At 38.5% G+C, this 22,208-nt stretch carries 18 protein-coding genes; 13 read left to right on the forward strand and 5 right to left on the reverse strand.

Annotation, left to right across the window (positions count from 1 at the left end; all coding sequences use genetic code 11):
* Positions 1–5: 5 nt before the first annotated feature.
* The 9 genes from I2F31_RS09260 (at position 6) to I2F31_RS09300 (ending at position 8,811) form a co-directional block, all read left to right on the forward strand.
* Entirely contained in the window at positions 6–3,647 is a 3,642-nt protein-coding gene (locus I2F31_RS09260; RefSeq protein WP_195768907.1) for a pilus assembly protein, read from the forward strand.
* Between the two features lie 19 nt (positions 3,648–3,666).
* Positions 3,667–4,092, forward strand: coding sequence for a type IV pilin protein (locus I2F31_RS09265; RefSeq protein WP_228285103.1), 426 nt, complete (start codon positions 3,667–3,669; stop codon positions 4,090–4,092).
* Positions 4,086–4,520, forward strand: coding sequence for a type IV pilin protein (locus I2F31_RS09270; RefSeq protein ID WP_195768909.1), 435 nt, complete (start codon positions 4,086–4,088; stop codon positions 4,518–4,520). Before I2F31_RS09265 ends, I2F31_RS09270 begins: the two co-directional genes overlap by 7 nt.
* Positions 4,521–4,649: 129 nt before the next feature.
* Entirely contained in the window at positions 4,650–4,907 is a 258-nt protein-coding gene (gene rpsP / locus I2F31_RS09275) for a 30S ribosomal protein S16 (protein WP_195768910.1), read from the forward strand.
* 17 nt (positions 4,908–4,924) lie between these two features.
* Entirely contained in the window at positions 4,925–5,473 is a 549-nt protein-coding gene (gene rimM / locus I2F31_RS09280) for a ribosome maturation factor RimM (RefSeq protein ID WP_195768911.1), read from the forward strand.
* A gap of 42 nt (positions 5,474–5,515) precedes the next feature.
* Positions 5,516–6,256 carry a tRNA (guanosine(37)-N1)-methyltransferase TrmD gene (gene trmD / locus I2F31_RS09285; protein WP_195768912.1) on the forward strand — a complete coding sequence of 247 codons (741 nt, stop codon included), beginning with the start codon at positions 5,516–5,518 and terminating at the stop codon, positions 6,254–6,256.
* Between the two features lie 146 nt (positions 6,257–6,402).
* Positions 6,403–6,774, forward strand: a complete 372-nt coding sequence (rplS, locus tag I2F31_RS09290) for a 50S ribosomal protein L19 (protein WP_195768913.1) — start codon at positions 6,403–6,405, stop codon at positions 6,772–6,774.
* Between the two features lie 339 nt (positions 6,775–7,113).
* Positions 7,114–8,022: a tRNA pseudouridine(55) synthase TruB gene (truB, locus tag I2F31_RS09295; RefSeq protein ID WP_195768914.1), complete on the forward strand. Its 909-nt coding sequence runs from the start codon at positions 7,114–7,116 to the stop codon at positions 8,020–8,022.
* Between the two features lie 15 nt (positions 8,023–8,037).
* Positions 8,038–8,811 (forward strand): sulfite exporter TauE/SafE family protein, encoded by a 774-nt coding sequence (locus I2F31_RS09300; RefSeq protein WP_195768915.1) that lies wholly within the window; start codon positions 8,038–8,040, stop codon positions 8,809–8,811.
* A gap of 28 nt (positions 8,812–8,839) precedes the next feature.
* Here the strand turns inward: I2F31_RS09300 and I2F31_RS09305 are convergent, their stop codons facing one another.
* The 3 genes from I2F31_RS09305 to serA all read right to left on the reverse strand — a co-directional run bounded on the left by I2F31_RS09305 (position 8,840) and on the right by serA (position 11,917).
* Positions 8,840–9,697, reverse strand: coding sequence for an EamA family transporter (locus tag I2F31_RS09305; RefSeq protein ID WP_195768916.1), 858 nt, complete (start codon positions 9,695–9,697; stop codon positions 8,840–8,842).
* A 26-nt stretch (positions 9,698–9,723) separates the two neighbouring features.
* A complete protein-coding gene (locus I2F31_RS09310) occupies positions 9,724–10,617 on the reverse strand; it encodes an EamA family transporter (protein ID WP_195768917.1) in 894 nt (297 codons plus the stop codon).
* Positions 10,618–10,684: 67 nt separating this feature from the next.
* A complete protein-coding gene (gene serA, locus I2F31_RS09315) occupies positions 10,685–11,917 on the reverse strand; it encodes a phosphoglycerate dehydrogenase (protein ID WP_195768918.1) in 1,233 nt (410 codons plus the stop codon).
* A gap of 88 nt (positions 11,918–12,005) precedes the next feature.
* Between serA and I2F31_RS09320 the strand changes: the two genes are divergently transcribed.
* The gene (locus I2F31_RS09320) at positions 12,006–13,415 is read left to right on the forward strand and encodes an FAD-binding oxidoreductase (protein WP_195768919.1); all 1,410 of its coding nucleotides are present in this window, start codon (positions 12,006–12,008) and stop codon (positions 13,413–13,415) included.
* Between the two features lie 149 nt (positions 13,416–13,564).
* On the opposite strand, the gene I2F31_RS09325 is transcribed toward I2F31_RS09320, so the two are convergent.
* Entirely contained in the window at positions 13,565–15,370 is a 1,806-nt protein-coding gene (locus I2F31_RS09325) for an aminopeptidase P family protein (protein ID WP_195773815.1), read from the reverse strand.
* A 660-nt stretch (positions 15,371–16,030) separates the two neighbouring features.
* On the opposite strand from I2F31_RS09325, the gene I2F31_RS09330 reads away from it, so the two are divergent.
* Entirely contained in the window at positions 16,031–17,254 is a 1,224-nt protein-coding gene (locus I2F31_RS09330; protein ID WP_195768921.1) for an MFS transporter, read from the forward strand.
* Positions 17,255–17,287: 33 nt separating this feature from the next.
* On the opposite strand, the gene yccS is transcribed toward I2F31_RS09330, so the two are convergent.
* Positions 17,288–19,441: a YccS family putative transporter gene (gene yccS / locus I2F31_RS09335; RefSeq protein WP_195768922.1), complete on the reverse strand. Its 2,154-nt coding sequence runs from the start codon at positions 19,439–19,441 to the stop codon at positions 17,288–17,290.
* 519 nt (positions 19,442–19,960) lie between these two features.
* On the opposite strand from yccS, the gene I2F31_RS09340 reads away from it, so the two are divergent.
* Both I2F31_RS09340 and I2F31_RS09345 read left to right on the forward strand, forming a co-directional pair.
* A complete protein-coding gene (locus I2F31_RS09340; protein WP_195768923.1) occupies positions 19,961–20,317 on the forward strand; it encodes a roadblock/LC7 domain-containing protein in 357 nt (118 codons plus the stop codon).
* 187 nt (positions 20,318–20,504) lie between these two features.
* A complete protein-coding gene (locus I2F31_RS09345) occupies positions 20,505–22,145 on the forward strand; it encodes a hypothetical protein (RefSeq protein ID WP_195768924.1) in 1,641 nt (546 codons plus the stop codon).
* Positions 22,146–22,208 lie beyond the last annotated feature (63 nt).

A 22,208-nucleotide genomic window follows, 5' to 3' on the forward strand; every position in this document is an offset into this window, starting at 1 on the left:
TAAATATGAATTTAAATCAACGTATTACACTGACTTTTAAAAATGCTCAGTGGATTGGTTTATTGATCATGGCTTGTGGGGGAACACAGGCTAGCCATAGTAGTGATATTGAAATTTATCAGGCAGGAACAAAGTCAGCACCAACGATCATGTTTCTCTTAGATATTTCTGGGAGTATGGCGGCTAATATCGCAGGTAAGAGTGCTTGTGATATACCAAGTGGATATGATTTCGTTAGTACTCAGTCAGAAGATTCAACAACAACCCCCTTATATACTCGGAATTACTGTAGTGTTAAGCCTACGGGTAGCAATATCTCATATTTTTATAAAAAAACCACATATCGTTATGGAAGTGCCTTTCAAAGTTGTAAAAGCTACTGGTGGGGGAATCCACCATCAACTAGTCAAGCGGATTGCAACTACAGTATACCAACACCGTCAACTCGTGAATTAAGCAACTATAAAACCATTACATCGGGCTCTACAACCTATTATGTACAATACAGTGAACAAAAATTTTATGACCGTATCACCAAAGTCAAAGATGGGATGTTTGCGGTATTGCAGGGTTCATCAATTGTGTCACGACTCTCAGATGATAAGGTGATTGGACTCGCTGCATTTTCTTATAATGGGGAAGGACGAAGTGGGTATATTATAGATCCCGCAAAGCCGTTGAGTGCGACTGTCAGTGGTAATGATGATCAAAGAACAACGCTGTTAGCACAGATTGCGAAGTTAAGTGCATATAATGGTACACCAACAGCACATGCTTATGCTGAGGTAGCAGCGTATCTGATGGGTACGACGACAAAACCTTCTGATGTAAGTGGCATGGATTATGCGGTAGCGGCAGATATTAAAAATTCTGCGACACAATACAAAAAACCAGATTCATTCAATAGTGGTAATACACAATGTACTGGCCAAGGTATTTATGTGTTAACAGATGGTCAACCAAATGCAACAACGCCAGAGCGTTCAAAAAATATCATGAATAATGCATTAACACCTAGTTATGCTTCTTCACAAATTTGTTCGGCAAATCTACTTAAATTGTCTGAAATTAAAGGTAATTATTATGATATTTATCAGTCTGGCTGGCCGAGGGTATATGGCGATGATAATGCATGGTTATGTATTGGTGACTTTTCACAGCTTTTGTTAGATAAAACTAAAAATCCTTTAGGGCGTCAAATTAAAACAGCAGTGGTTGGTTTTGGTAGTGAATTTAATGGTTTAACCTCATATAGTCCGTCGCTGACACAGCAACAAAATATTGATAATATTAATAACTCTAATGCTGGACCAAATGTAAAAAATGCGGCCAAATGGGGCGTGTATGGCCAAGGTGGCTGGTATGTTGGATCGAATGCACAAGATGTTGTAACCAGTGTAAACACATTTATTAATAACACCACAGGCGAAGTACCGCCAGTGACCACAGGATCGGCAACAGTACCAATAGATAACTTAAATCCATTGGCACTTCGAAATACCGCGTATTTTTCGCAGTTTCAACCTACACCAGATAAAAACTATCAACTCTGGTTGGGTAATTTGAAAAAATATGTGGTCGATGGAGGTTTCTTAAAAGACCAAAATCAAAATAACATTCAAAATAGTGCCGGTGAAATTATTAGTAATTATGATTTTTGGGCACAGAGTTCAACTGACTTGGTTGGAGGGGGCAAAGCCAGACTCCCATTAGGCGTTAAAAATGACAGTGAGTTTAACCGAGTGGTGTGGACGAACCGTGATGGGTTTGCCACCAACAATTTAAGAAAAATTGGTATGACGGACTTACAAGGTTCGAGCTCAGAAAAAGGTTATTTATTATCACTACTTGGCTTTAATATTGATTTAAATAATGTACCGAGTACCATGAATGACTTAAAAGCCACTGATGAATTAAGACAGGTCGGTTCGATTTTGCATTCATCACCGCTGTTGCTGACCAATGAAGGGATTATTAAGGTTGAAAATAATAATATTGTGACCAAAGAGCGCAAAGATTATATTGTTTTTGGTACAACACAAGGGTTACTTCACGTCGTGGATGCGGTGAGTGGTGTTGAAAAATTTGCTTTTGTACCGAGTGAGATTATTGATACACAAAAACAAGCTTTTTCTAAAGTAGATAGTACATCTGATGGTATTGGAAGTCTGTTTTATGGCATAGATGCCCCGTGGACCAGTTATACCGAATACGTGAGTAAAGACAGCAGTGCTGGGCGTGTGACTGTTGGAGAGGGTGAAAATAATGCTGTGGGTAAGCAAATTATTTATGGTGGCTTACGTATGGGGGGGCGTGGTTATTATGCGCTTGATCTCAAAGATATGGACAATCCATCACTTTTATTTAGGGTTGGTCCACAAAATGAAAAAGTCTTTTCCAAATCTAGTGATGTGACAGCGAAAAATTATCCTGAGTTGGCATTCTTAGGGCAAAGCTGGGCAAAACCAACAGTGGGTTGGGTAAACTGGAATCAAAAAAAACGTCTTGTGCTGTTTATTAGTGGAGGATATGACGCAGGCGGTTACGGTGGTGATGGTTATTTTGATTACTCTGTGGGTAAAAAGGGGACATATGCTGGGTATGAATCCCCATCATATAATCAATCGACGCAGCAAGGTGCGGGCGTTTATATGTTTGATGCACTGACAGGTGAATTGCTGTGGTGGGCTGGAGCGAATGCGACAGCAAGTAATACCAGTGCAACAGTACAATATACGACAGCACCAGAGATGAAATATAGTGTAGTGAGTCAAATTCGAACGGTCGATCGAAATTTAGATGGCTTAGTAGATCACTTGTATTTTGGTGATTTAGGTGGGCAAGTATGGCGTATAGATTTAAATAACAATGCACCAGACAGCAGTCTTTTTGCCAAAACACCTGTTCGCTTAATGAACTTAAATAATGGTCCGTACAGCCCACGCTTTTATGATATGCCTGCATTTTCACTATATAGAAAAGATAATCAGCTCTTTGCAGTACTTTCAATTGGATCTGGTAATAGAAGTTCTCCGATGTTCAATACCACAGATAGTAACTATAAAGACGATGCAATTTACAATATCTATGATAAAGATGTCGTTAAAAGTCGACTCTTTAATATAGATAAGAATAATCAGGGCAAATATTACTATACTGATGTGGATGGCTTAAGTAGCCAAGATGCAACACTTAATAATACGAGTGTTGCCAAAAAAATTGTTGCCATGGGTGATGCAAACGTAGAGACATCGGCAGGTTGGTACTATGGGTTTAAAACGACTTCTGTGAATGCATTACAAACGAGAAAAGTCTCTCAAATGCCAATCATTGTAAATAATGATATGTATGTGACAACATTTAACAATACTCAAAATGGCGTATCTGGTGCATGTGGTGCGGGTGTGAAAGGTAAAAGTTCTGTGAGTCTATTCTGTATGCCTTATGGTCAGTGTAATGGTGGTGTTAAAGAAAATGAAATTGGTGTAGGAATAGTTGCACCATCAGTTGTATCTCCAGCAGCAGATGGTTATGACCGTACATTGGTGTCTACAGTGGCTTCTGTTCTAAATGGCACAAATCCATTTAACAAGTATAAAAATAATCAAAAAATCATCCCGAGAAGTTGGGCTGAGGTGGGGCAGTGATTTTTAGGTGATCGCAATGATGAATAGAGGTTTTACCTTAATTGAGCTGATGATTGTGGTCGTAATTGTTGCTATTTTAGCGGCAGTTGCTATGCCAAGTTATCAGGCCTATGTACGCAAGGTGAATGAAGAGCGGGCAGTACAGGCAATGCAAAATGAAAGTGTCTTGTTAGAACGCTACAAGGCACGAAATTTTAGCTATATTGACTATAATTCTACTTTGGGTACAGTTCAGGGGTATGCCTTTACACTTACAGACCAATCTGGAAAACTGTTGACGAGTACGGATACAACTGGCTTAGATTGGTCCATAGTGGCTCAAAATACGACATCAGATGCTAAGCAAGCCTCATTCTTAATGACCAGTAGTGGTACGCGTTGTAAAAATACTACATTTAGTAATATAGACAAAACAGGCTGTGGTACGGGGGCGGAAGCATGGTAAATGTAAAACAAAAAGGGTTTACCCTTGTTGAACTCATGATTGTGGTTGCTATTGTTGGCGTGCTTGCAGCCATAGCATATCCCTCTTATACCAATCATGTAGTGAATACGAATCGAGCAGATGTACAAGCTGAAATGATGAGAGTTGCGACTCGGTTACAAAGTTATATTGCGATTAACCGTACGTATAGTGGAGCAACGCTTGCTAGTGTGGGGGGGACAGCAAATTATCCAAGTCAGGGTGTTGCCAAATACAACCTTACTTTAGACGTAGATACAGACAAAATGGGCTATACGCTTACAGCAAAACCAGAGACTAGTGGAACTCAAAATGGCAATGGCTGGGTCTGCTTAAACCAAGATGGACAAAGATCTTGGACACAAGGTCAAACTGAATGTAATTTTAAACAATCGACTTGGACAAACTAACTTCTAAAATTCAAATTTGTGAATAACTCAAACTTTGACCTTTCACTTTACAAGAATATGTCGTAAAATAACCGCCTTTTTAGGCTCAGCCGAGCTTAGAAAGTTTTATCAACATGTGAGAGTATTAACATGGTCGTAATTCGTCTAGCACGCGGTGGTGCTAAAAAACGTCCGTTTTATCAAGTGATCATTACAGATAGCCGTAATGCACGTGACGGTCGTTTCATCGAACGTATTGGTTTCTTTAACCCAACTGCTCAAGGTCAAGCGGAAAAACTTCGTTTAGATGTTGATCGTTATGCACACTGGGTTGCTCAAGGTGCTCAACCTTCTGAGCGTGTTGCTGCGTTAGCTGCTCAAGCTAAAAAAGCAACTGTTGTTGCGTAAGTTGTAGGTAATAGCCCATGAAACCAACACAGAATGTACCCGAAAATCATATACAGATTGGGCAGTTACGTTCAGCATATGGACTAAATGGGTGGCTCTGGGTGTATTCAAATACAGAACCTATGAGCAATATGTTTGACTATCTTCCTTGGTTGGTTAAAACCAAAGAGGGCTGGCAAACAATGAGTGTAAAACGTTGGAAACCACATGGTAAAGGCCTTGTTGTTGCATTAAAAGGTGTGAGTGATCGCACTGCAGCAGATGCTTTAGTGGGTGCTGAAATTTGGGTTGATAAAGCACAACTTCCAAAAGCAGGCGTAGATGAGTATTACTGGTCTGACTTAAAAGGGTTAACCGTTTTGAGTTTAGATGAGCAAGAGCAGGATGTTAATCTTGGTCGCATCTATGAGTTGTTTGAAACAGGGGCAAATGATGTCATGGTGGTTCACGCAACCCCAGATAGCATTGACTCGGAAGAACGCATGATCCCTTGGCATAAAGACGTTGTACAACACGTTGATCTAGAAGCTGGTCGTATTTACGTCAACTGGGGCGTAGATTATTAACCCTGTATTGGGTTGGAACAGCAGGGAATAGAGGAATCTGCGATGTTTTTTGCAGTCATTACGCTTTTTCCTGAAATGTTTGAAGCGATTACAGCCTATGGCATTAGCGGCCGTGCAATAAAACGAGACATTGTACAAGTACACTGTATTAACCCTCGTGATTTTGCAGAAGGTCACTACAAGCGAGTGGATGAACGTCCATTTGGTGGTGGTCCTGGCATGGTTATGATGGCTGAGCCTTTGGCAAAAGCAATTCATCATGCCAAACAACTTGCAAAGCAAGCAGGCTGTGAACATGTACCTGTTGTGTATATGTCGCCGCAAGGAAAAACACTTCATGAAAATGAGGTACATCAACTGATCGATTATGACGGTATGATTGTACTTTGTGGACGCTATGAAGGTGTAGATGAGCGTTTAATTCAGCGCTATGTAGACCAAGAGTGGTCTATTGGTGATTACGTTTTGTCTGGTGGTGAACTTCCTGCGATGGTTTTATTAGACACACTTATTCGGCGGTTGCCAAATACCATGTCTGATGAGTTGTCTGCGGTGCAAGACTCTTTTGTGGACGGTTTACTCGATTGCCCACAATACACAAAGCCTGATCATTTTGAAGGTATTACTGTACCTGAAGTCCTTAAGTCTGGGCATCACGGTAATATTGAAAAATGGCGTTTTTTACAACGCTATCAGCGTACGCTTGAGCGTCGTCCTGAATTGGTCGAACAAGCTACACTGACAACGCAGCAAAAAAAATGGCTGAAAGAATTTAAAGCTTAATGAGTTAATCATTAAGTGAATCAGATAGGCTCTTTACACATTTTAAATGGTAAAGGGGAAGATAAACGGGTCGATACGCGTATTTAGCCTCTATCCCCAGCGGTTGAGAAGATTAAACCTTCGCCGCATTATTGGAGATTCCCACAATGAGTGGTAAACATCCTTTAGTTCAAGCTGTTGAAAATGCACAATTAAGATCAGATATTCCTGCATTTGCACCAGGTGATACAGTTGTTGTTCAAGTAAAAGTAAAAGAGGGCGACCGTGAGCGTCTTCAGGCTTTTGAAGGCGTGGTTATTGCAAAGAAAAACCGTGGCTTGAACTCAGCATTTACAGTACGTAAAATTTCTAGCGGTGTTGGTGTTGAACGTGTATTCCAAACACATTCACCAATCGTTGCTAAAGTAGAAGTTAAACGCCGTGGTGATGTACGCCGTGCGAAACTTTACTACTTACGTGAATTGTCTGGTAAAGCTGCACGTATTCGTGAAAAGCTTCCTGCACGTAAAGCAAAATAAGAGATATTCAAAAATGCGCCAATTAAGGCGCATTTTTTATGCTTTAATTTTCATTTAAAATAACGACTGTACTGTTGCATAGAAAATATATTTATCCGGTAGATATAAGTAAAATATAGACTTTACGATATTGACCATCAGGCATTGTGAATGAAAATATGATGACGTCATAAGAGTTGGCAAAAATGAGTGATATATAGTCTAGGTATGATTTGAATTTATCGTTTTAGGAAAGTTTACATCTATCATTCAATACATTCTTGATAAAAATCTAAAATTCTGCTGATGATTATAAAGTGCTTTGTTAATATAGCGGGCTGTTTAGTGGTGGTATAAATCATGTCTGTACAAAAGAAAAAAATAGCACGTCGTCGTATTCATGGCGTATTTCTACTTAATAAGCCTTTGGATATAAGCTCTAATGCAGCATTACAAAAAGTACGTTGGTTATTTCGTGCAGAAAAAGCAGGTCATACAGGTGCATTAGACCCTTTAGCAACAGGGCTTTTACCGATTTGTTTGGGTGAGGCGACTAAGTTTTCACATTATTTATTAGAGTCGGTAAAACGTTATCAGACCACGTTGAAGTTAGGTGAAACCACAACTACAGGTGATGTAGAGGGTGAAATTTTACACAAGCGTCCTGTTCCAGTATTAACAGAAGAAAAAATTGAGCAAGTATTGGCTACTTTTCGTGGTCATACGCAACAAATTCCACCGATGTATTCGGCTTTAAAGAAACAAGGTCGTCCACTATATGAACTTGCACGGCAGGGTATTACGGTAGAGCGAGAGCCACGTCCCGTGTTTGTAGAGCATTTACAGCTACTTGAATGGACTGAAAATACGCTCACTTTAGATGTAGTGTGTTCAAAAGGCACTTATATCCGTGTATTAGGTGAAGATATTGGTGAAGCACTTGGCTGTGGCGCACATTTGTCTGCCTTGCATCGTACAGCGACAGGACATTTTCATATTATTCCAGAATATACCATTGAATATTTGGAAAGCTTAACTGAACAGCAACGAGAAGAATTATTACTCCCTGCTTTTGAAGCGGTGTCATATTTACCAAAAGTACAAGTACCAGAAGGTAGAGCCTCTTATTTTTGTAATGGCTTAGAAAGTAATATCGATGCAGAAGAAGCAGAAAAAGTATTGGTCTTTGATGGTGAACGCTGTTTAGGGCTTGCTGAAATTACCAATAAAAAACGTCTAGTACCAAAGCGTGTACTCAATTTAAATTAAATAACAGGATCGGATATGGATATTGATGTATTTACAGCCATTACTTTAATTGGCTTTGCATTTACTGCAGGGGCAATAGATGCAGCTGTTGGTGGTGGTGGTCTTATCCAGATTCCCGGTTTAATGAGTACATTTCCGCAGATGTCTACGGCAACTGTGATTGGTACAAATAAATTATCCTCTATTTTTGGTACAGCATCGGCCGCCTATACTTTTGCAAAGAAAGTAAAGTTGCAGTGGAAACTACTAATTATTATTGCAATATGTGCTTTGGTGAGTTCATTTGCAGGTGCTGCTTGTTTGTCTATGATTCCACAGTCGGTTTTACGCCCTTTTGTGTTGGTTATGCTGATTGTGATTGCCATTTATACGTTTATGAAAAAAGACTTCGGTCAGGTGCATACACAGTTAGAGATGACAACAAAAGTTCTCATTTTAGCAGCCATTGGTAGTCTGATTATTGGGTTTTATGATGGTATTTTTGGCCCAGGGACAGGTAGCTTTTTTATTTTCTTCTTTATTCGATTTTTAGGGGTAGATTTTTTACATGCATCTGCATTGTCTAAAATTGGTAATTTTATGACTAATTTGGCGGCTTTAAGCTTTTTAGCACCCACAGGGCATGTACTACTAACGATTGGTTTGATGATGGCCATGGCCAATGTAGTGGGTTCAGTCGTTGGGGTGCGTGTGGCGATTAAGTATGGCAGTGGCTTTGTTCGTAAAATATTTTTAGTACTTGTAAGCGTGTTAATTTGTCGTATTGGGTATCAAACACTGACGATGTAATACACGATGAAAAAAATAGCTGAGTAAATCAGCTATTTTTTTCATTTAATGTGACCCCAATCGCAGCCACCATAATGAGTATTAAAGAAATCCACTGTGTGAGCGAAATAAACTCATGTAAAAAAACTAAGCCAGACAATGCAGCTAATACAGGTGATAAGCTAGACAGTGTGCCGTAACTGATACTAGATAGCTGTTTTAATGCGAGTAAGTCGAGCGTGTAGGGAATGGCTGTTGCCAGTATGGCGATGATCATACCAGACCACCAAAACTCAGGGTGAGTAAAGACAGGGCTATGCTGAAAAGCACTGATCGGCAGTAAAAAAAGTGTAGAAATGACTAAGGCAATGCTCAGTGCATGCATACCAATATTGAGTTTAACGACACGTTGTCCGTAATAAATATAAAATGCCCAGCATAGGCCTGCACCCAGTGAGCAAGCGGCGCCAAACCATGAAAATTCAAGGGTATTGAGTTGGGTCCAAGGTACCATGAGGCCAATACCGATAATGGTTAAAATGACCCAAAAAAAATCAGATATTTTACGTATAGATAAAAAAGCTAAACCCAGCGGGCCAAGAAACTCTAAGCCTACAGCAATGCCTTGTGGTAACTTGCCAAGAGACAAATAAAATAAAGCATTCATCAGCCCTAGTGAAAAGCTATAAATGAGTAAATTTCGCCATTTGAGTGTTTTTAACTGCGGAATAATTTTCCAAGATTTGAACATGACACAAACAATCACCGTAGCAAAAAACATGCGAAGTAAAGTGACACTGATTGGGTCAAGTTGTTCCATCAGTTGTTTGGCAAAGGATGCACTAATTTGATATGAGACCATGGATAAAATCATATAAACCACGGCCATTGGGTAATTATTTGGCATAACAGTCACAGCGTTGTGTCAATGATTTAAAGTTGTTGTATTTCTGAGATACGTTGTTTTTTACTGCGTTGTATTGAGTAAGTACAGCCAATAGATGCACTAATAATCGTACACAGTGCAATCCACTGCGTAAAGAGTAGGTTTTCATGTAAAAAAAGAAAGCCAATGATGGCGGCAATCGCTGGCTCTAGGCTGGTCATTGTACCAAAGACTAAAGGAGGTAAGCGTTTGAGTGCCATAATATCGAGTGAAAACGGCAATGCACCGGAAAGTATTGCGACCACTAGAAAATAACCTAAAGCGTGTACATTGAAAATACTGCTGATGGTACTTGTGAAGTATGCAAAAGGAAAAATAATACATGCACCAAGCATCATCCCAAGTGCAACGGTATGTTGGTTAGATATGCCTGTATTTCTTTTTGCTGAGATAATATAAAAAGCCCAACCAGTACCTGCACCTAATGCATATAATGCACCGAGCCAGTCAAAGGCGTATTGTGTTTGTTTAAAGGGAATCAGTAGAATAATACCAATCACAGCCAAACCCACCCAAATAAAATCAGTTTTTTGTTTGGCGTAATACAGGGCTACACTTAAAGGGCCAAGAAATTCAATCGCCACAACAATACCAAGGGGAAGGCGTGCTAAAGCGAGATAAAATAAAGCATTCATGGCGGCCAAAGATGAGCCATAGATCAACATGTTTTTCCAAACGATGTTGCGAAATTGCATCTGCCATAGTTTACTGAAACAGGCCAAGATCATTGCACCAAATCCTAAACGCATGACTGCAACCACCAAAACATGGTGTGATTGAAACAAAACTTTGGCAAATGAACTACCGAATTGAATACTAAAAATAGAAATAATCAGTAGTAGAACTGCACCTGCATAGTGACTGTGTTGAGAATTTTGCATCTTGCACCGTGATGAATGAATAAAAAAGCCACAACAACGTTGTGGCTCTTTAGTCTAATATTGGTGTTTAAAATAAAACACGAATACGAATGGTTCCTTGGACTTGGTGTAGCATATCTAATGCTTCTTTTGAAGCAGAAGCATCTACATCCATAATCAAGTAGCCGACATCGCCTTTAGTCATGAGTGTTTGACTTGAGATGTTCACTTCTTGTTCAGCAAATAGTGTATTTACTTTAGACAATACGCCTGGCACATTTTTATGAATGTGTAATAAACGGTGTTTGCCTTCAGTCAATGGTAAAGCAATTTCTGGGAAGTTGACCGCAGAAAGTGTCATGCCTTTGTCTGAGTAAGCTACAAATTTTTCAGCCACTTCTAAGCCAATATTGGCTTGAGCTTCAACGGTTGAACCACCTACGTGAGGGGTTAAAATCACGTTGTCTAAGCCACGAAGAGGTGATTGAAACTCTTCGCTATTGCCTTTAGGCTCTTTAGGGAAGACATCTACAGCAGCACCAGCAATATGACCAGATTTGATGGCATCAGCAAGGTCTTCAATCACGACACATGTACCACGTGCAGCATTTAAGAAGATAGAACCCTGCTTCATTTTGTCAAATTGGGTTTTGGTGAAGAAATTACGTGTTGATGGTAAGTCTGGTACGTGTAAAGTTACGACATCAGCAGTTTCAAGTAGTTCATCAAGTGAGCCGACTTGGCGTGCATTACCCATTGGTAATTTGGTTACAGTGTCATAGTAAATGACCTGCATGCCTAGGCTTTCAGCAAGTACAGATAGCTGTGAACCAATTGAACCGTAGCCGACAATACCGAGTGTTTTACCACGAGCTTCATATGAGCCCACAGCAGTTTTTTGCCAGCCACCACGGTGACAGCTCATTGATTTTTCAGGTACGCCACGTAGCAGTAAAATCGTTTCTGCTAAAACTAACTCAGCTACTGAACGTGTGTTTGAGTAAGGGGCATTAAATACAGGAATACCAAGTTCCATGGCAGCATCAACATCAACTTGGTTGGTACCGATACAGAAGCAACCCACAGCAATCAATTTTTCTGCTGATGCAAAGATATCAGCAGTCAGTTGAGTACGGGAACGTATACCAATAAAGTGTGCATCTTTGATGGCTTCTTTTAAAGCATCGCCTTCAAGGGCAGTTTTGTGGTATTCAATGTTGGTATAACCAGCTGCATTTAAAGTGTTAATTGCATTTTGGTGTACACCTTCTAGTAATAAAAAACGAATTTTGTCTTTATCAAGAGAAAGAAGTTGGCTCATTACGGCTCCGCTAGAAAGGCCAAATGTTGGTCGCAGTATGATAACATAATGCGTAACAACTTGTTTATTTCTTGCTGGGTTTGCCTTGATGAATATTGCAGCACCATTATCGCCACAATTATTGACTGAACTAAGCTCTATTGTGGGTGAAAGCCGTATTAAGACAGATGATTTAAGTTTACAAACGTGGGGGTGTGACTATACCAAACACTTTGATCCTAAACCTTCTGTGGTTGTCTTTCCAACGTCTACAGAGCAAGTGCAACAGATTGTACAGTTTGCTAATAAAAATCAATTGGCCATTACGCCATCGGGCGGACGTACAGGTTTATCTGCAGGTGCAGTGGCCGCTAACGGTGAGATTGTTGTTAGCTTAGATAAAATGAATCAGGTCGTAGACTTTTTTCCTGCTGACCGTATGGTGCGTGTTCAAGCGGGTATGCTCACAGAGCAATTACAACAGTACGCTGAAGAGCAAGGTTTGTATTATCCTGTCGATTTTGCTTCTGCTGGTTCAAGCCAAATGGGTGGCAATATTGCGACTAATGCAGGTGGTATTAAAGTCATTAAATATGGCATGACACGTAATTGGGTGTTGGGGCTGACCGTTGTTACGGGTAAAGGTGATGTATTACGTATTAATAAAGGCATGATTAAAAATGCTACAGGTTATGCGTTGCAACACTTATTTATTGGTGGTGAAGGCACACTAGGCATTGTGACTGAGGCTGAGATCAAATTAGACCGTCAACCGCAAGATTTGCAAGTGATGGTATTAGGTGTGCCAGATTTTGACGCAGTGATGCCAATTTTACATGCATTTCAAAGTAAAATAGACCTAACTGCATTTGAGTTCTTTGGTGAAGTTGCTATGCAGAAAGTGTTAGATCATGGTCATGTGCAACGCCCATTTGATACCGAATGTCCATTTTATGTATTACTTGAATTTGAAGCGCCGTATGAACCTATTATGGATAAGGCGATGGAAATTTTTGAGCATTGCATGGAAGAAGGGTGGGTGCTTGATGGGGTACTTAGTCAAAGTTTAGATCAAGTAGAAAGCCTATGGCGTTTACGTGAAGATATTTCTGAGTCGATTGCACCATTTACGCCGTATAAAAATGATATTTCTGTGCTTGTCACACATGTACCGGCATTTATTAAAGATATTGAAGAAATTGTACAAAACAATTACCCAGACTTTGAAATTTGCTGGTTTGGTCATATTGGTGATGGTAACTTACATTTAAATATTTTGAAGCCACAAGATTTAAGCAAAGATGAATTTTTTGCCAAATGCCAAGTGGTGAACCAATATGTCTTTGATACAGTACAAAAGTATGACGGTTCGATTTCAGCTGAACATGGCGTGGGTATGACTAAAAAGCCATATTTAGCTTATACCCGCAGTGCTGAAGAAATTGAATATATGAAAGCGTTAAAGCAAGTGTTTGATCCAAATGCAGTGATGAACCCAGGTAAATTATTTGACCTATAATGACTTCTGAAAAGCAGTACATGTTTTAAGATTAAACCCTGCCTCTGGTAGGGTTTAGTTTTTTAGTGTGGGTCATGGCATCTGAGATCAGCAGGGTCATAAAAAAAAGCCCCTACAATATTGTATTGTAAGGGCAATTTTATGTGTTGTTAAATCGCTTGAGTGCGTTCAATGAGCCATGCTTTCACATCACCTTCAAGGTGTTCACCAAGCACAGTTCTTACGTGTTCATGGTATTGGTTAAGCCAAGCTTTTTCAGGTGCTGTGATCAAATCATTTTGAATACAACGGGTATCAATCGGACAGAGTGTCAGTGTTTCAAACTTTAAGAATGATCCGTAGCCGTAATCCTCTGTAGCAACCAAGATGTTGGCAACCAGATTTTCTATACGAATTCCCCATTGTTGATCACGATATAGTCCTGGCTCAATGGAGGTCACCATGCCTTCACGCATAGCAACATTTGCACTGATTGGTGTGTGGTATGAAATGTTTTGAGGGCCTTCATGTACGTTGAGTGCAAAACCGACGCCGTGACCTGTACCGTGTCTGTAGTCAAGTTGGTGTTGCCAAAGTGGTTGGCGTGCAATGCTGTCGAGCAGTGGTGCTGCAAGGCCTTCAGGAAATACCGCTTGTGAGAGTGCAATATTACTTTTGAGCACAAGGGTATAGTCTTGACACTGTTCTATTGATGGTGTGCCAATCGGGACTACACGGGTAATGTCTGTTGTGCCATCGTGGTATTGTGCACCTGAGTCTATGAGTAGTAAGCCATCGCCATGAATGTGTGAAAATGCGTCTGGTGTAGCACGGTAGTGAGGCAAAGCCCCATTTTCGTTAAATCCTGCAATGGTTGGGAAGCTTAGGCCTGTGAAGCCCTCTTGTTGAGCTCTGAAATGAGTCAGCTTTTCATCAATGGTGAGTTCATTAATGGCATCATTATTTTTTAAGGCTTGTTCTAGCCAGTGAAAGAAGTGACATAGTGCAACACCATCTTTAAGCATGGCATGTTTAATATGCTCTATTTCACTTGGTGTTTTACAGGCTTTTAAAAAGGTGCTTGGGTTGGTTGCTTGAATCACTTCAATGTGACTTGCAATCGCATGGGCATGATATAGCGTGACTTTACTTGGATCAATGAGAATTTTTGTGGTTTCTAATTGTGCTAAGAAACGGGCACTGTCTTCGTAGTTGTGAATGTGAATGCGTTCTTGATCAAAAATGTCTTTGACTTCGGCAGGAAGCTTATCTTGATCAATAAACAGCGTTGTGGTTTTGTCATTAGCAATGTATAGATGAGCCAAAAATACAGGGTTATATTCGACATCGTTGCCACGACAGTTCAGTAACCATGCAATGTCGTCAAGACTTGAGATGAAATGGCCATCTATACCATGTTCATTGAGGTAACGACAAACTTCGGCAATTTTGTCTTTGAGTGATAGGGTATTTAGCCCTTCTTGCATGCTATAAATTGGTTGTTTGGGAAGTGCAGGGCGGTCTGTCCAAATTGGGTCAACCAAGTCTTTAATGGTGTGTAAAGCAATTTCTTTTTCTTTAAGTGCTTTTGAAAGCTGTTCGAATTGTGTTAGTGAAAGGACTCGACCATCAATGGCGACAATTTGATTGGCAGAGAGTTTATGGGTCAGCCATGAGGTGTAGTGTGAATCAGGGTCTGCGGTAAGCCTTTTTAGGTTAATGTCGGTATCTTGAAGTTCTTTTTCTGCTTGAACCCAATATCTTGCATCGACCCATAACCCCGCTTCTTCTTGAGTGACCACTAATGTGCCTACAGAGCCTGTAAAACCAGAGAGCCATTCACGTGCTTGCCAGTGGGCAGGTAGGTATTCTGATAGGTGTGGGTCTGCACTCGGTACAATATAGGCTTGAATATGGTGAGATTCCATATGTTGGCGTAATTGTTGTAGTTTTTGATTCGTAGACAGTTGTGTCATTGGTCATCAACCTTCATTGTTTAAACGATGTTTAGGTTAAAAGTATGCTGTTTAAAAGCTTTGTTATTTTAATAAGATACACCGATCTACCTGTTTCGTCTAATTTATATGTATTGTTTATATTATTGTATAAAAGTTTATTTTACTTGGTTTAAGTCGGTCTAGCTGAGTCTCATTTGAGATATTTTTTACAGTAAAGAGAATGCCTTTCAACTAAAATGAATACGTGAGTCTGCTAGATTTAGTTTCTTGGCGAAACATGCATCGCTTGGCTAGCTTTATTATTTGAATTTTCGTGTTGTAAGAAGTTGTGCTATTTATTAAGTCTTTAACATCTCCATGCTTTTATGCTTAATGGCGAGTATGTTTGTCTCTATAAGAAGTAGTACATATATAAAATGTGGTGTGAAATAGAAAAAAGTAAAAATTGGATTGTTGTAAAATTGTTCGACCTTTATTTAGATATATGCTAAGGTTCGGCCACTTTCAAACAGTCAAAACGAGCTGATGTGTGTGTTTACGTTGTTATTTCAGATGTTTGAAACAACAATCACCATGCTTTAGATTTGAGTATATTTTAATCATTTTATGTGCAGTGACTACCTGTATGCTTTATATAACATGCTGGTAATGACTGAACCTCCAGTTATTTAGATAAACATGCAAAACTCTTCTACACGAACATTAAATCGAACCACGTTAATGTTCCCTCTCGCATTGGTTCTATTTGAACTTGCGACATATATTGGTAATGACCTTATTCAGCCTGCAATGTTGCCTATTACGCAATATTTTGGTGTGAGTACAACTTTAGCACCTTCAGCGATGTCATTGTATTTGCTTGGCGGGGCATGTGTAGCATGGTTATTTGGCCCATTGTCTGACCGCTATGGTCGAAAAAAAGTACTTCTAGCAGGGGTGTTGTTTTTCACAGTGTGCTGTGTACTTATTATGTTTACACAAAACATGTCGCAATTTTTAATCCTACGGTTTTTACAAGGCTCAGGTTTAACCATTGTTTCCGCAGTAGGCTATGCTGCTGTGCAAGAGTCCTTTGAAGAAAAAGATGCGGTGAAAGTCATGGCACTCATGACCAATTTGTCACTTTTAGCACCGCTTTTAGGGCCTGTGTTGGGTGCTTTTCTGATTAACCATATTTCTTGGCATTGGGGTTTTGTCTTTATTGCGTTGATATCTTTGCTCAGTTGGTTTGGTTTGAAACAGGCTATGCCTGAAATTAAGCCAACAGCGGTAGAACAAAAGACATTGCCTGAACTATTTAAAGGCTTTAAAGCGGTGTATGCAGATACACATTTTTTAAGTCTTGCTGTGGCATTGCCTTTGGTGGTATTGCCATTAATGTTATGGATTGCGATTTCTCCAATTATTTTGGTCGATGAACTTAAGTTATCTAGTTTGCAATATGGTTTATTCCAAGTGCCTGTATTTACTGGTTTGATTTTAGGTAATATTGTTTTAATTAAAGTCGTAGATCGTTATGAGTTGGGTAAAACAATTTTTGTTGGCTTTCCAATCATGTTGGTTGGTGCATTGATTGCGAGTGCATCATTAATTTTCCCTACATTGATTTTACCTTTGTTATTGGTGGGTTTAACGCTGGTTAGCTTTGGTGAGGGTATTGCAGTTTCTGTGGTATTTCGTTCGGCATTTGCATCGTCTGACCTTCCTAAAGGTACGGTGGCTGCATCTATGTCTATGTTAAATATGGTGTGTTTTTTCTCAGGCATAGAAATCTTACGTGTGTTATATACGCACTTTCATATGGCTGCCTATTTGCTTATGAGCATTGTGATGATTTTAATTTGGTTCACATTCCCACGCCGTGCTCTGATTAAAGAAATGCAAAAACGTAAACAGGCGTAACTGTTTAAAAAGAGGCTCTCAAGAGCCTCTTTTTTATTTAATATCACGTGCTAAAAGATAGCGACGCAAGCTAATAAATTCGGGGAATGATTCAAGTAATAAATTAATTTGCTTTAAAACCAATTGTAAGTGTTCAGACAGTCGTTCTTGTTGAAAGAGTTGCTCTACCTCTATGGTTTTGGCATGAATTTGTGCTGTAGAGAGGCCTTGTTCATGCAGTAGCACGTTTTGCATGGTGTCGTTACACCATTGAATCAGTGCCAGTACTTGAGTATCTGTGACTAAATTTCGCTGGGCACCTAGTGCTGAAATATAGCTGAGTTGACTGTGACTATATACTAAATAGCGAAATGCGTGATGAATCAGCTCTGGATCTGGGTGAGGTTCGGCACTTAAACTTGAAATCATATTGGTTAATTCAGTTTGTGCATTGTGTGCAAAACGCCGTGCTGTGCGATAACGCATACTGTTATTTTTGCCTTGCTGATATTGCAGGCTAATTTCTGCAAGGTAGTCCATGGTTCTTCGTTCGCTATTTTTAATATTTTTTGAGATATCACGACATTGCCAATCGGGCCAAATAAAGCTGACAGCAAACCATGCAATAAAGCAGCCAATGAGCGTGTCTGCAATACGTGGAATAATAATTTCGTATGCAGCACCTTTAATGCTGAAAATGAGTAATACCATAAGTGTTGCCATGAGTGTGGCAATCGCATATTTTTTTACGCGTAAATAAAAAAACAATACTGCACAGATTACAGTCAGTATGAGCTGTGTTGGGGTATCATGAATAAAATACAAAATCGGCATACCAATAATTACGCCTAAAATTGTACCTAAGGTACGCATTTTTAGACGGGCTTTGGTTGCAAAATAACTGACTTGGCAAACAAATAAACTGGTGAGTAAAATCCAATAACCATTTTTAGCAAATGGCAGTAAAGACACCAAGTAACCGATAAAAAAAACGAAAGCAATGCGAACTGCATGGCGAAATAAAGCGGACTGTGGGGTAAGGTGCTGTTTAAATTTCAAGACAAGATCTTGCCAGTCTTGAATATCACCATCTAATAAATTGATATTTTCAGGTGTCTGCGTATCTACAATATTTTGTTGTATAGTAAGATCATTTAGATGTTTTAACTGTTCGTAAATTCCATGTAAATTATTGGAAATAAGCTGTAAATTTTTAACTTCAATATTTTGCGGGTGTTGTTTAATCCAATCTCTTACAGAGTCCTCAAGCTGTAATAGGGCAGTGGTGTATTGCTGTGAGATGTCATAGGCCTGTTGTTGTAAAATACTACGTGCAAGATCTTCAAACGCATTTGCAGTTAAATGAATGTTTTTTTGCATACGAAAAATGACATCACTGCGACTAAAGTGTGTACCTACTTTTTCATAGTTTAAATAATTAGAAGTGGCTTGTTCGTGAATGTCTTGTGCAAAAAAATGTAAATTGAGCCAGTAGATCGTATTTTTATTGGCACGTGAGGCTTTGAGTCGGGTAAGTAGAGCTGTTTTGTTAATGTCTAATTGTTGGACGAGTTTTGAGTTATATCCAGATAGTTCATAGAGTCGTTGTTCTATATCTTGTTTTGTGTTGTCAGGATCAAAGAGTTTTGCTTTGTGATGAAGCAGGTTGGATAAGAGTGAGAAGGTTTGTGCAAGACTGTCTTGGACAAATAAAGTTGGTTTGAGTAAGTAAAATATAATAGATGTTAAGCTATACCAAATTGCACCGGCAACAAAACACGCGGGTTGAAAATACCATGTTGTGTATTCTCCTAGACCAAACATGGTGTAAATAGACAGTAAAATTGTGCCAAAAGAAATAGCGGCATAACGCTGGCCAAGGCTACCAAGTAAAATAAAAAATGCACTAGATAGTGATAAATAAGCAATAAAAAATATTGGCTGTGTTGCCAACATTTCTAAAATACTACTGGTAATAAAAAATAAACAGCAAACGTAAACTAAGCTACGAAGTCGTACACTTAAGCGGTCATCAAAGTCAGTTAGTGCAGCTGCAATTGTCCCAAGCGTTATAGGGACAATGTATTCTTCATAGCCCAGATAATAAAGTGCAAGGGTTGTACCTAAAAAGACAATAAAAATCTGCCAGCAATACATGAAAAGGGCATTGGAGGTATAGCGTCGTATATATTGAATAAGCCGATACATGGTTGTTTTTATAAGCTAATCAAACAAGTTTTTAGATTCTACTTTTTATGAGATAAAGTCAAATATATTTGCCTGATATGGCTTAATAATAATTAGGCTTTTGTATTAACTTATATTTGTAGAGGTAGTAATTACTTTATAAGTATGTTTTGTTGTTTGTGTCACGGTATTGGAAATATAATGACTATTAGCTTAATATTTAAAAATAACTTTATTTGGTTGTTTGTTTTTGTGTTTAGAGTATAATTTAAGGATATTTGATCTATTTTTTGTGATGTGTGTTGCATTAATTAATAAAAATGTATGGTTTTATTGCTAAATATATTTAATCAGGACAAAAATAAGACATAAAGTTAAAACGATGCACTAAGTAGGGTTTTATATTTTAGGTTGTTATTGTTGCTTGAAAGAGTTCTTAAACTTGCAATAACATATTTTTGTGGATTAAATCCACTGTATTTAAAGGGCATTTAGTTGGTTGTATTAATCAGCAGCACTTTAATTTTGGAGTAGTAAAACATGGCAATTAAGTTAGCTATATTAAATGATGAGTTAGACGGCTTCATTGCAGCATCTTTAGTTGATAGCGAAAGTGGTATGCCTCTTGCAACCGAAGGGACGGGGTTAGATATAGATATTGCATCTGCAGGTAACACAGAGGTGGTACGTGCAAAACGCAATGTAGCAAGAGCTTTAGGTTTAGATGATTCGATTGAAGATATCTTAATTACGTTAGCTGAACAATATCACCTTATTCGCCCGCTTAAGGGGAATAAAGATTTGTTTTTATACATTGCTTTAGACCGTAAAAAAGCGAATCTTGCAATGGCACGTCACGTATTAAAAAAATTCGATAACCAGCTCGATTTCTCATAAGTTTATTTATTATTCAATAAAAAAGGAAGTACAAGAGACTTCCTTTTTTTATGTCTTATCGTAAATTATTTTTTATAAACAATAATAAACCATGGTTTTATTGATATTTAAGCTCAGAATTATTTAAAGATATGCTATAACATGATAAAAATGTTTTGCATATTGTCTCACGTAATAGGTATCTTTCATGGCTGATCAAGCAACAGTATCTTTTAACCCAACCTCACTGTTAATGGTTAAATCTGAAATAGAACGATCTATTCAGCAAATTGAAATACTTGTGACAAGTCTGATTGATGAACGTAAAGAACCTTTAGAGCTTGATGATGCATTGTTGCATTTAAATCAATGTGTGCAGGTTTTACAACTACTTAAACAATATAATCTGGCTAAAGTGATTGAGTACAGTGCACTTTTAATTGTTAAAATGGCTAAAGCGCCTGAACATATTAAACAACGAGACTCATTTGTTGTGAGTCATGCGCTATTGAGTGCAAAACGCTACATAGACTTTAGTTGCTTAGAAGAAAAAAGTATTCCTCAGTTTTTATTGTGTGATTTAAATGCATTAGAGCAGCAACTTAATTTGCCTAAAACAACAGAAGCTGCCGCATTAGAGCAGATGTTAAACCATATTCCTGAAGTGGCTTTTGATGGTCATCAAGTGACAGAATCTTCGGAATATATTTATCAGTTGTATAAAATTTGCTTAAAACAGCTATTTCGTCAAAATACATCTACACTGAATCACCATGCATTAAAAGCTGTAGGTGAGCACTTGGTTTATCTTTCTATGCACAAGCCAAGTGGCTCTTATTGGAAATTGGTATATCAGTTATTTGTACATATTGATGATGTATTCTTAAATATCACACGCTTACGAACCTTTGTGCAAATTGAGAAAAATATTGATTCATTTTTAAGGGACTCAAGTTTTAAACCAAACATGGCAGAGGTCGCAAATATTATTTATATTTGTTTGGCGCAAGGTACAACAGTGTCCAAACAATTACAACAACAACTAGGCCACGATATTTATGTGATTGCTGATCGTGATTTAAGTGTATTACGTAAGAAGTTATTTTCTGCAGATTATGAAACAGTTAGAACAATTACACATTTACTCGCTGAGGAAATTATTACGATTTCTCAAGAGCTAGAAATCAAGTATCAAAATTTAAGCACAGAACGCTTGGGTACTTTATATCAACAGACATTGGCCATTAAGCAGATTTTGAGTGTTTTAAATATGCATGAGATCGCAGATGATTTAGGACAATATTTATCATTATTACAAGATCCCACTCAAATTGAGCAAGAGCAGAAAGTGAATCAGCTTATACAGAGTTTAATGTGTGCTTTAAACCATTTACGCCTGTATGCAAGAGAAAAAACACCTCGTTTACTTCGTTATAAAGTCATGAACCAAGACATTGCTTTAGATCGCTTAGATGATGCCTATGATACTTTGGCACAAGAGTTACAAACACTGGTTGATACTGGTTCAAACCACTTAATGCAATATGTAGAAACGCCTGAACAAAGCCTGATCGTTGAATTACCAAAACGATTAGATGAAATTGCAGGTGCGGCCCAATTTATTTTTGACCATCAAGCGATTCACCAAGCGGCAACAAATAGTGCTCGTTTTATTGAAACATGTCTTGAAAAACAATTGCCACTTAATGCATCTGACATTAAAACACTCTTGGGTGTGTATGCAAGTATTGATATTGCACTGAAGGATATGAAGAACCAACAACCAATGATGTTAGATATGTTTGTTGTTGCGTTAAATAATACACAACAATTAAAGATTGCTGCTTAATGAAGTGATTTTGATGCTATGTAAATTAAGTATTTAATGATAGGTGTCACACGATTTTTACAT

The organism is Acinetobacter rathckeae, assembly GCF_015627125.1.
Taxonomy (GTDB): domain Bacteria; phylum Pseudomonadota; class Gammaproteobacteria; order Pseudomonadales; family Moraxellaceae; genus Acinetobacter; species Acinetobacter rathckeae.

Coding starts and splice junctions, on each gene's coding strand:
- I2F31_RS09260 (WP_195768907.1), top strand. CDS start 6: ATGAATTTAAATCAACGTATTACACTGACTTTTAAAAATGCTCAGTGG.
- I2F31_RS09265 (WP_228285103.1), top strand. CDS start 3,667: ATGAATAGAGGTTTTACCTTAATTGAGCTGATGATTGTGGTCGTAATT.
- I2F31_RS09270 (WP_195768909.1), top strand. CDS start 4,086: ATGGTAAATGTAAAACAAAAAGGGTTTACCCTTGTTGAACTCATGATT.
- rpsP (WP_195768910.1), top strand. CDS start 4,650: ATGGTCGTAATTCGTCTAGCACGCGGTGGTGCTAAAAAACGTCCGTTT.
- rimM (WP_195768911.1), top strand. CDS start 4,925: ATGAAACCAACACAGAATGTACCCGAAAATCATATACAGATTGGGCAG.
- trmD (WP_195768912.1), top strand. CDS start 5,516: ATGTTTTTTGCAGTCATTACGCTTTTTCCTGAAATGTTTGAAGCGATT.
- rplS (WP_195768913.1), top strand. CDS start 6,403: ATGAGTGGTAAACATCCTTTAGTTCAAGCTGTTGAAAATGCACAATTA.
- truB (WP_195768914.1), top strand. CDS start 7,114: ATGTCTGTACAAAAGAAAAAAATAGCACGTCGTCGTATTCATGGCGTA.
- I2F31_RS09300 (WP_195768915.1), top strand. CDS start 8,038: ATGGATATTGATGTATTTACAGCCATTACTTTAATTGGCTTTGCATTT.
- I2F31_RS09305 (WP_195768916.1), bottom strand. CDS start 9,697: ATGCCAAATAATTACCCAATGGCCGTGGTTTATATGATTTTATCCATG.
- I2F31_RS09310 (WP_195768917.1), bottom strand. CDS start 10,617: ATGCAAAATTCTCAACACAGTCACTATGCAGGTGCAGTTCTACTACTG.
- serA (WP_195768918.1), bottom strand. CDS start 11,917: ATGAGCCAACTTCTTTCTCTTGATAAAGACAAAATTCGTTTTTTATTA.
- I2F31_RS09320 (WP_195768919.1), top strand. CDS start 12,006: ATGAATATTGCAGCACCATTATCGCCACAATTATTGACTGAACTAAGC.
- I2F31_RS09325 (WP_195773815.1), bottom strand. CDS start 15,370: ATGACACAACTGTCTACGAATCAAAAACTACAACAATTACGCCAACAT.
- I2F31_RS09330 (WP_195768921.1), top strand. CDS start 16,031: ATGCAAAACTCTTCTACACGAACATTAAATCGAACCACGTTAATGTTC.
- yccS (WP_195768922.1), bottom strand. CDS start 19,441: ATGTATCGGCTTATTCAATATATACGACGCTATACCTCCAATGCCCTT.
- I2F31_RS09340 (WP_195768923.1), top strand. CDS start 19,961: ATGGCAATTAAGTTAGCTATATTAAATGATGAGTTAGACGGCTTCATT.
- I2F31_RS09345 (WP_195768924.1), top strand. CDS start 20,505: ATGGCTGATCAAGCAACAGTATCTTTTAACCCAACCTCACTGTTAATG.